At 53.8% G+C, this 12,943-nt stretch carries 9 protein-coding genes; 6 read left to right on the top strand and 3 right to left on the bottom strand.

Going from position 1 to position 12,943, the window contains the following annotated elements:
* Positions 1 to 6: 6 nt before the first annotated feature.
* The gene (locus tag F3I44_RS17960) at positions 7 to 3,111 is read right to left on the bottom strand and encodes an efflux RND transporter permease subunit (protein WP_150019503.1); all 3,105 of its coding nucleotides are present in this window, start codon (positions 3,109 to 3,111) and stop codon (positions 7 to 9) included.
* Between the two features lie 285 nt (positions 3,112 to 3,396).
* Here F3I44_RS17960 and F3I44_RS23775 point away from each other — a divergent pair, with 285 nt between their 5' ends.
* Both F3I44_RS23775 and yajD read left to right on the top strand, forming a co-directional pair.
* Positions 3,397 to 3,564: a hypothetical protein gene (locus F3I44_RS23775; protein ID WP_190285975.1), complete on the top strand. Its 168-nt coding sequence runs from the start codon at positions 3,397 to 3,399 to the stop codon at positions 3,562 to 3,564.
* Positions 3,565 to 3,796: 232 nt separating this feature from the next.
* Positions 3,797 to 4,144 (top strand): HNH nuclease YajD, encoded by a 348-nt coding sequence (gene yajD, locus F3I44_RS17955; protein ID WP_150015209.1) that lies wholly within the window; start codon positions 3,797 to 3,799, stop codon positions 4,142 to 4,144.
* Positions 4,145 to 4,189: 45 nt separating this feature from the next.
* Here yajD and F3I44_RS17950 read toward each other — a convergent pair whose 3' ends face one another.
* Complete coding sequence (locus F3I44_RS17950; RefSeq protein ID WP_150015210.1) at positions 4,190 to 4,927, bottom strand: 2-phosphosulfolactate phosphatase; 738 nt, start codon at positions 4,925 to 4,927, stop codon at positions 4,190 to 4,192.
* Between the two features lie 191 nt (positions 4,928 to 5,118).
* On the opposite strand from F3I44_RS17950, the gene F3I44_RS17945 reads away from it, so the two are divergent.
* From F3I44_RS17945 to F3I44_RS17930, 4 genes are all read left to right on the top strand, one after another.
* Positions 5,119 to 5,454: a cupin domain-containing protein gene (locus F3I44_RS17945; RefSeq protein ID WP_150015228.1), complete on the top strand. Its 336-nt coding sequence runs from the start codon at positions 5,119 to 5,121 to the stop codon at positions 5,452 to 5,454.
* A 525-nt stretch (positions 5,455 to 5,979) separates the two neighbouring features.
* Complete coding sequence (locus tag F3I44_RS17940; protein WP_150015211.1) at positions 5,980 to 8,307, top strand: FdhF/YdeP family oxidoreductase; 2,328 nt, start codon at positions 5,980 to 5,982, stop codon at positions 8,305 to 8,307.
* Between the two features lie 241 nt (positions 8,308 to 8,548).
* Entirely contained in the window at positions 8,549 to 9,664 is a 1,116-nt protein-coding gene (locus F3I44_RS17935; RefSeq protein WP_150015212.1) for a metallophosphoesterase, read from the top strand.
* Between the two features lie 77 nt (positions 9,665 to 9,741).
* A complete protein-coding gene (locus F3I44_RS17930; protein WP_150015213.1) occupies positions 9,742 to 10,542 on the top strand; it encodes an MBL fold metallo-hydrolase in 801 nt (266 codons plus the stop codon).
* 52 nt (positions 10,543 to 10,594) lie between these two features.
* Here F3I44_RS17930 and F3I44_RS17925 read toward each other — a convergent pair whose 3' ends face one another.
* Complete coding sequence (locus tag F3I44_RS17925) at positions 10,595 to 12,520, bottom strand: methyl-accepting chemotaxis protein (protein WP_150015214.1); 1,926 nt, start codon at positions 12,518 to 12,520, stop codon at positions 10,595 to 10,597.
* Positions 12,521 to 12,943: the final 423 nt, after the last annotated feature.

Here is a 12,943-nt window from a genome sequence, read left to right as displayed (position 1 = left end):
ACTGCGTTATTTAACGTCACGATGCCGGGTCAGATAGTGCTTCACCAGCACAAAGAACAGCGGAACGAAGAATAATGCCAGCACGGTACCTGCCAGCGTGCCGCCAATGATACCGGTGCCGATGGCGATGCGGCTGTTAGCACCGGCACCGGTCGCCACCGCCAGCGGGATCACCCCGGCGATAAAGGCCAGTGAGGTCATCATAATCGGTCGCAGGCGGGTTCGTGCCGCCAGTAACGCCGCAGCACTCAGCGAACTGCCCCGACGCACCGCATCCTCGGCAAATTCGATAATCAGTATCGCGTTCTTGGAAGTCAGCCCGACCGTGGTCAGTAACGCCACCTGGAAGTAGATATCGTTGCTTAATCCGCGCAACGCCACGGCCAGCACCGTACCCAGTACACCGAGTGGCACCGCTAACAGCACGGAGAAGGGCACTGACCAGCTCTCATACAGCGCAGCCAGACAGAGGAAAACCACCAGAATCGAGATCGCATAGAGCGTGGTCGATTGCCCACCCGCCTGCTTCTCCTGCAGCGAGAGTCCGCTCCACGCGCCCGTCGTGCCTGCCGGTAGTTCATTGGCCAGCCGCTCAAGGGTGTTCATGGCATCACCGGAGCTGAACCCTTCGGCGTTCTGACCCTGAATTTCATAGGAGGCAGAACCATTGTAGCGGTTAAGACTTTCCGGTCCCATAGTCCAGCGGGTCGAGGCAAACGCCGAGAACGGTGTCATGGTGCCTTCACTGTTACGGATGTACCACTTATCCAGATCCGACGGTGCGGAGCGATACTGACCATCGCCCTGCAGATAAACGCGCTTCACCCGGCCACGATCAATAAAGTCATTGATGTAGGCTCCGCCCCAGGCGCTGGTCAGCGTGTCGGTCACATCGTCCAGCTGGAGGCCCAGCACCACCGCTTTGCTGGTATCAATATCAATCTGCAGCTGCGGAGTCTGTGGCAGGATATTCGCCCGCACGCCGCTCAGATCCGGGCTTTGCGCGGCGCTCTGTAACAGCTGATCGCGAAGGTTACTGAGTTGCTCACGCGTGGTGCCACCGCTGGCCAGCAGCTCATAGGTGAAGCCATTATTCTGTCCCAGCCCCGGCACCGACGGCGGCGTCAGCGCAAAGATCTGCGCATCCCGAATCGACGCAAGCGCATAAGTGGCGCGTCCGGCAATCGCTTCGGCAGAGTTCTCACTACCGGGTCGCTGGTCCCAGTTTTTAAGCTTGATAAACGCCATACCGGCATTCTGCGCCGCACCGCTGAAGTTAAAGCCATTGATGGTGAAAACCACATCAATATTCTGTTTCTCCTCCGTCAGAAACCAGTCAACAATCTGCTTATTGACCGCCTCGGTACGGCTGGCCGTGGCGCCTGCCGGCAATGTCGCCTGAAGCATAATGCTGCCCTGATCTTCAGTCGGCAGGAAACTACCCGGCAATCGGGTGAACATCACAAACAGTACTACGCCCATTGCGGCGTAAAGTGAAACCATGATTAGCGGACGACGCAACGTGCTCACGACTTTGTGACGATACTGACGCTCGGTGGCAGCATAGAAGCGGTTAAACCCGCCAAAGAAACCTTTGCGATGAGGTGTTGTTGGCCGCAGCAGCATGCCACACAGCGCAGGCGTCAGGGTCAGTGCCACCACCACAGAGAAGGTCATGGCGGCTATGATAGTGACGGAGAACTGCCGGTAGATCACGCCGGTTGAGCCGGCGAAAAAGGCCATAGGCAGAAAGACAGCGGAAAGTACCAGCGCGATAGCCACCAGTGCACCGGAGATCTCCTTCATCGACTTTTCCGTTGCCTCACGCGCCGGCAAACCTTCGTCATGCATAATGCGCTCGACGTTCTCAACCACCACGATTGCATCATCCACCAGCAGGCCGATGGCTAGCACCATCGCAAACAGCGTCAGGGTATTGATGGTATAGCCGCACAGCGCCAGCACGCCAAAGGTGCCGAGCAGCACGACCGGCACCGCCAGCGCCGGGATCAGCGTGGCGCGGATGTTTTGCAGGAACAGGTACATCACCACCACCACCAGCGCAATCGCTTCGATCAGGGTGATCACCACATCCTCAACGGAGATTTTGATGAAATCGGTACTGTCGAGGGCATAGGCCACTTCGTAACCTTCCGGCATAGAATGGCGATATTCTTCAACTTTGTTTTTGACCAGCGTCGCCGTGGCCAGCGCATTCGCACCCGGTGCCAGCATTACACCGACCCCCGCCGCAGGATGCCCGTTGAGTCGGGTGGTCATGTCATAAGATTCGCCGCCCAGCTCTACCCGCGCCACATCCCCTACCCGCACGATGGCACCACTTTTATCACTTTTAACAATGATGTTGCGGAATTGCTCCGGCGTCTGCAGCCGTGACTGCGCTCTGACCGTGGCCGTAAGTTGCTGATTGTCAGGCGATGGAAGGCCGCCGATTTTACCGGCTGAAACCTGAATATTCTGCGAGCGTATTGCTGCCGACACGTCAGAAGGCTGCAACGCATAAGAGCTTAGCTTGAAGGGATCGAGCCAGATGCGCATCGCGTACTGGCCGCCGAACACCTGGATGTCACCGACGCCTTCAGTCCTGGCCAGCGGCTCCTGCATATTGCTGACCAGCCAGTCGCCGATATCGGTGCTGTTGCTTTTACCTGTCGTGTCATACAGCCCCATCACCAGCAGGAAGTTCGACTGTGATTTGGTCACGGTGACGCCAAGCTGCTGCACCTCGCTGGGCAGACGCGAGAGCGCCTGCTGCACCTTGTTCTGCACCTGCACCTGCGCGGTATCCGGATCGGTGCCCTGACTAAAGGTGACGGTGACTGACACATTACCCTGCGAGCTGCTGCTGGAGGTAAAATAGAGCAGATTATCCAGCCCGGTCAGCTGCTGCTCAATCACCTGAGTAACGCTGTTCTCCAGCGTCTCCGCAGAGGCACCGGTGTAAGTCGCACTGATATTTACCGAGGGCGGTGCAACATCAGGATATTGTTCAACCGGCAACAGGGTGATGGAAAGCGCACCAAGCAGCATAATTAAAATGGCAACTACCCATGCGAACACGGGACGATAAATAAAAAAGCGAGAAAACATCAGCGGGATCTCATCCATTGGGGCGGGGGCAAAATCTGCATTCCTGCAGATCAACAAACTGCGTTGATTATAGGTTGTCACATCCGGTTAAACATCCTGACATTATCTTTTCCTGAACCGGGCTGATCGCGACGCTGTGCCGCCAGTTTGCTTTATAGCAACCAGATGGGTTTATAGCCGGTGTAATTGCTAAAAACATCGGTATGGAACGAATCTGATGATGCACTGAGCAAAATAGTCATCCCTGACTATCCTGAAATAAAGGATATCAACCAGGAGAGAACAATGAAATTTTTCTACTTCGTTTCGCTTATCGCCTCTGCACTCTATTTACTGATCTTTCTGCCCAAACTTCGTACCCGCCGGGAACCCATTGCCTACTGGGGATGCTGGATTTATCTGGGGGCCAACGCAATTTTCTGGGCGGTTTATGGCATCCGGCATTACATTTAGCGCGGAATTTTAAGCAAAGCGGTAAATCTTCATGTTTCTGGCGCTATCGTGCTGATAGGCAAGGCTAGCGCTGACAATAGGTTAAGTTTTTAGTAGCGGGTAGTTGCCGGTTATCACTTTGAGCTTGTCAGCCCTCCTTCCCGCGTAAAAGGATGATTTTTCCTCTGGTTCCGTTGTGGGATATAGTGGCTGCACTAACGTGAACACCTCTGCAAAACAGGTAATAACTGCCATGACTCTGATCCCTAAAAACTATTCGCGGCTGGAAAGCGGCTACCGTGAGAAAGCACTTAAAATCTATCCGTGGGTGTGTGGGCGCTGCTCACGCGAATTTGTTTATTCAAATCTGCGCGAGCTGACGGTTCACCATATCGATCACGACCACACCAACAATCCGGAAGATGGCAGTAACTGGGAGTTGTTGTGTCTCTATTGTCACGATCACGAGCACTCGAAGTACACCGAAGCTGATCAGTATGGCACCCGCGTGGTCGCAGGCGAGGATGCACAAAAAGATGTTGGTGAGGCGACCTACAATCCCTTTGCCGATCTGAAGTCGATGCTGAATAAGAAGAAGTAACCGCTGAATTTTTGAGCCTGTCAGGACAACAACGTGCTGACAGGCTCAGCCCCGTTCCGAACCTGCCGCATAAAAATCGCCCTGTAACTGCCAGGTCCACTTCGCGCTATCCAGATCCAGACAGAGCTCGACATCCTCCTGAAATCCGCGCTGTTGAAGTTCCAGCGCTGAAGCGCATTCGCGAAGAGATAACAGATTCAGCTGCTGCCAGGCGGCAACCGCACCCGCTGCTTCCGGGGAGAAGCAGTCACGCCCGATGGCTGCAATAATGCCACCGGCTGCAGCATAGTCCTCTATGGCCGGCCGAAGCGAGCCATCGGGCCAGCGCTCCCCACAGGGGATAACCAGAATGCGTTTAAAGTCCCGGCAGGCCATTGCAGTCTGCGAGAGGTTCCTGAAGCAACCGCTAAATAGGGTGACGTCCGTAACCCGATCACGGGCCAGGAAAGAAATCGCAGAACCATTGGGTGATGGCAGAACCAGCTTTTCACCCTTTTCAATTTTTCGAATCGAGGCAGGAGAAAGGCTAAAACCGCCAGCATCTGATAATCTGTCGTAGCTGGCGAGCCGTGCGCCGATGTTGTTTGCAAAACCGATGGCAGATGCATCCTTCCAGGGGTAAGGATAAACCTGTGCGCCATTGTCGACCGCCAGACTGACACAGGTGGAGAAAGACATCACATCGACGATCACGATGCACTCCACATCTTTTGCCGCGTAACGGACTGCGGCAGTCCCCCACTCAAGGCGAACGTCAAATCTGTCCTGATTACACCATTGCATATCTCATCCTCCGTTACAGCCTGTCAGGGGTGCACCGCTCAATCCATGACACGCCAGGGTCGATTAAAGTATCAGCACTGTCAAAAATCCATTGAGGTGATTAACGACACTAAAAATTGAGCGTCAACAACCTGGCCTTGTATAGTTAGCCAGGGCTTAAATCCTTACAACAACAACCAGGACGCAGGATGATGATTTCAAATGAGAATGCAGAACATTATAGCTGGGGGGACGGGTGCGATGGCTGGTATCTGATAAACCGCAAAGATATGTTAATCATTCATGAAAAAATGCCGCCCGCCACCCGTGAGAAAAGACACTATCATGCTTCATCCCGGCAGTTTTTCTTTGTTCTTCAGGGCGTGCTCTCGATGGAACTGGAGGGCGAAGTGCATGATATCTGTGCGCAACAGGGAATCGAAATTCCGCCGCACGCTAAACACCAGGCCAGAAATAACAGTGATGCGCCAGTAGAATTTATTGTCATTTCTCATCCGACAACACGCGGGGATCGTACTGACCTCTGATCTGCCAGCAGCGCCAGGTAATAGCGCTGTCTCATGAAGTAAACAGATATCTCATGAACAATATTTTAAATACCCGATCGGGTTGTTAATTTGTGGGGTAATAACGACACGTTATGTTTGTCCGACTCCCGTTACGCTAATAATGCCGTTGTGAATATTTTTTGCTTCAGCGTCCGGGTAGAAATATTAACCATAATGACCTTACCCGTAAGAAATCAAATCCCCCAAATATTACAGGCTCACTACTGCATTATTATTCCATTATAACAACACCTTACTCACAATCACTTTATTGCCAGTTATAACGGCCTTTCTATGCCTGATAAATAGTTCAGGGCATAACGCAGAGCCGTCTCGTTTATTATTGTATAATTCTCACGCTTATTTCATAGCAGGAAAACAGAGCACACGGCTCACCGAAACATTTTGAGAAAAAATTTTGCTGAATAATAGTCAGAATCCACGTTGTTGTTCCTTTTTATGTACCAGGCTTAGCCGATAACAATAGAGACAATGTGGAGCATTATGAAAGAGCAAAATCGCACAAATGGCATCGCCCCTTATGGGGGTGCTGCCGGTGGCTGGGGCGCACTAAAGGCGGTTGCCGATGCTATCCGTGGCCAGATGTCAGTAAAGCAGGATGTGATTGCCCTGTTTAAAGTTAATCAGCCGCAGGGCTTTGACTGTCCGGGCTGTGCCTGGCCTGACCCACAACACGCCTCATCCTTTGAGTTCTGCGAAAACGGGGCGAAAGCTGTCTCGTGGGAAGCCACCAGCAAGCGCACCACACCGGAATTTTTTGCCGCTCATACCGTGACTGAACTGTGGGAACGCAGCGCACTGCATCTGGAGGGCGAAGGACGGCTGACCCATCCCATGAAGTACGATGCCGCGACCGACACCTATCAGCCCATCGAATGGGAAACGGCGTTCCGGGAGATCGGTGAGCATCTGCGCAGCTACAACGATCCTGACAGCGTGGAGTTTTATACGTCTGGCCGCGCCTCCAATGAAGCGGCGTTCCTGTGGCAACTCTTCGCCCGTGAATATGGCACCAATAACTTCCCCGACTGCTCAAACATGTGTCACGAACCGACCAGCGTTGGCCTGCCGGAATCGATTGGCGTTGGCAAAGGTACGGTAGAGCTGGAGGATTTTGATCACTGTGATCTGGTGCTCTGCATCGGCCATAACCCTGGCACCAACCATCCACGCATGCTCGGCACGCTGCGTGAAGTCTCTAAACGCGGTGCCACTATCGTGGCGATTAACCCGCTGCGTGAACGCGGGCTGGAACGCTTTACTTCACCGCAAAGCCCGATTGAGATGCTGTCAATGAGCTCTACTGAGCTGGCTTCGACCTACTACAAAGTGCGGGTGGGCGGCGATGCAGCAATGCTCAAAGGCGTAATGAAGATCCTGCTCACCATGCACGAGGAGGCATTGAGCCAGGGCAAACCCGGCGTCATCGATGAAGTGTTTATCAGGGAGCACACCGAAGGTTTTGACGATCTCAAGGCCGACCTGGAGAGCACCGACTGGGCGCACATCCTTAAAGTCTCCGGCATGGCGCGTGAGGAGATCCAGCATATCGCCCGGCTCTACGCCAGCGCTGAACGAACCATCATCTGTTATGGCATGGGAATTACTCAGCACCAGTATGGTACCCAGAACGTGCAACAAATCGCCAACCTGCTGCTTATGCGCGGCAACATCGGTAAGCCGGGCGCGGGTATCTGTCCGTTACGTGGTCACTCTAATGTGCAGGGCGACCGCACTGTAGGCATCACTGAGATCCCGCCGCAATCGTTATTGGATGGTATTGAGAAAGTGTTTGGTTTCAGGCCGCCGCAGAAGCATGGTCACGGCGCTGTGGAGGCAATTAAGGCGATGCGCGATGGTAAAGCTAAAGCGCTGCTCTGTCTGGGGGGTAATCTGGCAGAGGCAATTTCAGATCCCCAGGTGACGTTCCCGGCCATGCGTAATTTAGATCTGGTAGTGCATATGGCCACCAAGCTCAACCGCTCACACCTGTTACTCGGCAAGCACAACTATCTGCTGCCGGTGCTGGGCCGGACTGAAACTGATGTTCAGGCGACCGGCGCACAGAGCGTGACCGTTGAAGATTCGATGTCGATGGTGCATGCCTCGCGCGGTTCGCTGAACCCGGCCTCACCCCATCTGAAATCTGAACCGGCGCTGGTCGCTTCACTCGCTAAGGCCACCCTGCCAGACAGCGTGGTTGACTGGTCAGCCATGGTCGCCGATTACAGCCGCATCCGTGATGCCATTGAAGCCGTGTTCCCGGCGTTCGAAAACTTCAACGAGCGCATTAAGCATCCGGGAGGTTTCAGGCTCCATAACGCCGCATCAGAACGCGTCTGGCTCACGCCTTCCGGTCGTGCGCAGTTTAAAGTGATGCAGGGCATCAACGAAGATCCCCGCTCGCTGAAATGCCATGATCTGGTACTCACCACCCTGCGCAGTCACGACCAGTACAACACCACGCTGTACGGACTAAATGATCGCTATCGTGGCGTGACGGGCCGTCGTGATGTGCTGTTTATCAATGCGGAAGAGGCGGAAAAACGAGAGCTGCGCGTGGGTGACCGTGTCGATCTGATGGCGCTGGATCCGGAGGGTAATCCCACCTCGCGTCAGATGAAAAACCTGACCATCGTAATTATTGATATGGCACCAGGTTCAGTCGGCGCTTACTACCCGGAGGCCAATGTAATGGTTCCGCTCGACAGCCATGATACCAAAAGCGGCATTCCCGCCTATAAAAGTATTCCAATCGCTATGACGCGCGTAACCGACGAGACGCACACTACCTCAGGTATTCTTCGTTAGTCTGACCTGCCAGACAGTTAATATTGCCAGCGTGGCCGGTGTTCCGGTCACGCTGTTTTTACTTTTTGGGCCTGCTGGCATCATTTTTTCGGCCCTCAGCTTCTTTTATCACCAGTAAAGCACCTCGCGCGAAGTAACCCGAGCGGCAGCGTCGTATACACTGTTGTGCTGAAAACAGTTCTATAAACGATCGTCTCTTATTTGCCTGCGCGGATGTTCAGCGCCCTATCGGAAAACTGCCATGTTTCACCTGATTTTCAGCTTACCCAGCTGGTATGTCATTGCGCGCGTCATCATTCCCTTATCACTGCCACTGGCCATCAAGATCCTGCTCTCAGCACTGGTGCTGCTGGCCTCACAATATCTGCTGGTAAGCCGCTTTACGTCTGGCGGCATTTTCTCCGCCGAAATGCCCCGCATTATCATCATCCTGTTTAACTGGGCGTACAGTACCGTGCTGCTGCTGGCGCTGCTGCAGATGCTGATGGATGCAGTCATGCTGATCGCGCTGCTGTTGCGATATCCGCTGGAGCTGGTGCCTGGTATTCGCTATCTGGCTGTGGTGCTGGCGATGATGCTGGCTGCTGTTGGCGTACAGCAGGCGATACGGGTTCCGCCGGTCAAAGAAGTGACGCTGGTGCTGCCCAATCTTCCGGCTGAGTTTGAGGGTTATCAGCTGCTGCAGCTGACCGACCTGCACATCACCCGGTTGTTTAATCGTGTGTGGACCGCCGCGATGGTTGAGCGGGCGATGTCTCTTAACGCCGATCTGATTGTGGTAACGGGCGATGTGATCGATGGCAGCCTTGAACACAGGCGTCATGACGTTGAACCACTGCGCGCGCTGACCGCCTCTGACGGCGTATGGGCAATTACCGGTAACCACGAATATTTCTTCCATCAGGCAGTCTGGACGGCCCATCTGGCCTCACTGGGGCTGCAGCCGCTGCTCAACAGCCACACCGTTATTCAGCGCGGCGCGGCAAAACTGGTGATTGCCGGCCTGCCGGACGCCTCCGCAGCTGGCAGAAATGCGATCGGCCCCGATCTGGCCCGCGCGCTGGCACAGGCACCTGAAAACGCACCGGTGATCCTGCTGGATCATCAGCCGCGCAATGCCCGCCAGAACGCGGCGCAGGGCGTAGATGTGCAGCTTTCAGGACATACGCATGGCGGTCTGATTATCGGACTGGACCGGCTGTTTGCTAAACCCAACGCCGGATTTGTGTCCGGGCTTTATCAGGTTGACGAAATGCAGCTCTATGTGAATAACGGCACGGCACTCTGGCCAGGCATGGCGGTCAGGCTGGGCCGTCCCTCGGAACTGACGCGGATTACTTTACGCCGCCAGCGGTGATCGTGTGGCGAGACTGCGTCAGGAAAGTGCGGTTTTTGCAGGTGTGCTTAAGCTTGAGTGAGACAAAGGAGATCACCATGACGATGTTATGTACCGCCTGCGGCACCGCTTATCCGGATCAGTCTTCACATCAGCATTGCAAAATCTGTGAGGATGAACGTCAGTACGTTCCTGCCACGGGTCAGAGCTGGATCGCGTTTGACGCGCTGCGCGACAGCCACGCAAATAAGTGGACGGCCCACAGCGATGCGCTGTTAAGCCTTAAAACCGTGCCTGAGTTTGCTATTAATCAGCGTGCCTTTCTGCTGCGTACGCCGCACGGCAACGTGCTCTGGGACTGTATTGCTAACCTTGATGACGCCACGTACACGCTGATCGCAGCGCTGGGCGGCATTGATGCTATCGCGATTTCACATCCGCACTACTACACCACCATGCAGGAGTGGGCTGAGGCGTTTAACGCGCCCCTTCATCTGCACGCCCGCGATAGGCAATGGATTGTCCGAAAGAGCCCGTACATCCGGTTCTGGGAGGGTGAATCTCACGCGCTGATGCCATCGGTTACGCTGTTACGGCTGGGCGGCCATTTTCCCGGAGGCAGCGTGCTGCACTGGGACGAGGGCAAAGGAGTGATGCTGGTGGGGGATATCATGCAGGTCACGCCGGGCGCGCATGGCGTGTCGTTTATGTGGAGCTACCCAAATATGCTGCCACTGTCAGCCGCCACGGTAGGCGACATCCTGCATCGGCTTGCTAACGTGACATTCGGGCAGCTTTATGGCGCGTTTGAAGGTCAGGATATTCGTGAGCAGGCGAAAGAAAAAGTGATGCGGTCGGGAGAAACCTATCTGGCCTGTCTGCGGGATCATCAGGCGTAGCGAGCGTTGAGAGAAAAACAGCCGCCCACAGGTGGCGGCTGTTTTAACACCATTACGCCGTCTGGAACACCGCAACCATGGTACGCAACTGCCCTGCGCGTGCGGCAAGCTCATCAGCAGAGGAGGCCGACTCTTCCACCAGCACGGCGTTCTGCTGCGTCACCTGATCCATCTGGTTCACTGCAATATTGACCTGTGAAATACCACTGCTCTGCTCCTCAGAAGAAGAAGAGATATCACGCATCAGCTGAGAGGTCTGTTCAATAGCACTGACGCTCTGCTTCACTTTGTCGCCCGCGTTCTGCGCCATCGCAATCCCTTCCTGTGCGTGACCAACTGACTGCTCAATCAGGCTCTTAATCTCTTTTGCTGCACTGGCGGAACGTTGTGCCAGCGCACGCACTTCGGATGCGACAACCGCAAAACCTTTGCCCTGCTCACCGGCGCGTGCCGCTTCAACCGCTGCATTCAATGCCAGAATATTGGTCTGGAAGGCGATACTGTCGATCACGGAGGTGATCTCTTCAATCTGACCTGAGCTGCCACGGATTTTGTGCATGGTCTGCATCACAGAATCCATCGCCGCGCCGCTTAACAGTGCCGCCTGTGTTGCTGATTCTGCGCGATCAGAGGCAAAGCGGGTGTTATCCGCATTCTGCTGAATAATTGATGCCAGCTGTTCCATGCTGGCCGCTGTTTCAGCCAGTGAAGCCGCCTGCTGTTCGGTGCGTGACGAAAGGTCGCCATTGCCACGGGCAATCTCTTCCGAAGAGTGGGCAATGGTGGCGGCGTTACCTTTGATATCCGAAACCAGCTGGGCAAGACGCTGCTGCATCCGCATCAGCGCATTCAGCAGTTCAGCCATTTCATTACTGCCTGAAATCGTCAGCTGTGCTGTCAGATCGCCTGCCGCAACGCGGCTGGCTACTTCAACCGCTTCTTTGACCGGGCGGGTCACAGAGCGGGTGATCATCACCGCCACCAAAACGGCCAGCAGAGCGACGGCCAGCAGACCTGCCAGTAGCAGATACTGTGCATGACGTTTTTTATCGATCTGCACATCCATCATCTGTTCCAGTCGGGAACTGGTTTGATCGCCCAGCTCCGCATAGCGGTTGATCGCCTGAGTAAACACCCGTACATATTCAACGGGTACCACGCTGGCGTGTCCGCTCACAAATATACTATCAGCCAGTTGCAGTGCGCCTTGTGCCTGCTGATTCGCATCCTCAGCTAGCCCTGAGAACGTCGTTTTCAGAGCCGGCTCAATGAAAAACGCCTTATCCAGATTTTTGCTGAACTGTGCCAGAGCCGTCCTGCCATTATCAATCTGGAACGCCAGACGACTGCGATCGGACTCAGAAATATTGCCACTGGCAATCAGCGACGTACCATTGGCTCGGATCTGACCCAACGTTTCAGTCAGCAGCGGCAGGCGGCTATAGATGCTGACGATCAGCTGGTAGGTATTTAAATCCGCATCCAGTGACAGTTGATAAAAATCCAGCACATCCTGATTGGTGTCCAGTAACGCCTGAATAAGATGGGCATGACGTGTCAGGCTGGTTGCCAGCGTGAGTTTGCCTGCGTTGATATCATCCTGCAGCTGACCCCACTCCTGATTAACCCGCTGCAGCGATTTCAGCGGTTGTGCCTGCTCGTCATCGTTGCGCAGATCGTCAGCAATTGTTCCGGATAACGTATTGATTTGCGAGACCAGTGCCAGACGTGGTGCGTTATCAGGCTTGTTAAGGGAGATGGCGATAGCGCTTTCCGCCCGATGGCGCTGCAGCAGGTTCAGTAACTGCAGGACTTTTTTCTCAACCGGAATACCGGTGAGTTCGACTTTTTTAGTATCAATAAGCTGGTTGCCTGTCTGAATAAACAGAAAGGTAGGTAAAATAAACAACACCAGTGCAAAGGATCCCAGTAACAGGAATTTTGCTGGCAAATTAATCCGGTCGAGTATTTTTTTCATTCTTTTCCGCTCTGATGTATGAGGCGTGCAGGTGAGTAGTGCACAAAATTGCTCGTGTAATATTATTTTTACCCTTTCTTTTGTATAGCCAGAGGCGCCTTATGCAGCGCAATAACGCTATGAAGAAAGGGGTTGGGTATAAAATCTCAGAAATGTATATCGCAACAGAAAGGAGTATAGATTGCGTTGCGTTATTTTACAGTGAATAAAATGACGATATTTACTGCAATATTCACCTAAGTCAAACTTACAAATAGTGATACATATCATATAGATAAAACAATAATATACACAAAAGCGTTTTTAGTCGTAAGCCTGACTTCAGCATCGCCGTTATGAAAATTAAGAAATTAAAGTTAATGTCATTGCCGCCGATAACAGACATCCGCACTGTATCGACTCAATTTCCATTCCGCTATTAAC

The sequence above is a fragment of the Pantoea sp. F_5 genome (genome assembly GCF_008631595.1).
Lineage (GTDB): Bacteria > Pseudomonadota > Gammaproteobacteria > Enterobacterales > Enterobacteriaceae > Pantoea > Pantoea gossypiicola.
Note: the sequence above shows the minus strand (reverse complement) of the source record. Positions and strands in the feature narration are given on the sequence as shown.

Coding starts and splice junctions, on each gene's coding strand:
- F3I44_RS17960 (WP_150019503.1), bottom strand. CDS start 3,111: ATGTTTTCTCGCTTTTTTATTTATCGTCCCGTGTTCGCATGGGTAGTT.
- F3I44_RS23775 (WP_190285975.1), top strand. CDS start 3,397: ATGAAATTTTTCTACTTCGTTTCGCTTATCGCCTCTGCACTCTATTTA.
- yajD (WP_150015209.1), top strand. CDS start 3,797: ATGACTCTGATCCCTAAAAACTATTCGCGGCTGGAAAGCGGCTACCGT.
- F3I44_RS17950 (WP_150015210.1), bottom strand. CDS start 4,927: ATGCAATGGTGTAATCAGGACAGATTTGACGTTCGCCTTGAGTGGGGG.
- F3I44_RS17945 (WP_150015228.1), top strand. CDS start 5,119: ATGATTTCAAATGAGAATGCAGAACATTATAGCTGGGGGGACGGGTGC.
- F3I44_RS17940 (WP_150015211.1), top strand. CDS start 5,980: ATGAAAGAGCAAAATCGCACAAATGGCATCGCCCCTTATGGGGGTGCT.
- F3I44_RS17935 (WP_150015212.1), top strand. CDS start 8,549: ATGTTTCACCTGATTTTCAGCTTACCCAGCTGGTATGTCATTGCGCGC.
- F3I44_RS17930 (WP_150015213.1), top strand. CDS start 9,742: ATGACGATGTTATGTACCGCCTGCGGCACCGCTTATCCGGATCAGTCT.
- F3I44_RS17925 (WP_150015214.1), bottom strand. CDS start 12,520: ATGAAAAAAATACTCGACCGGATTAATTTGCCAGCAAAATTCCTGTTA.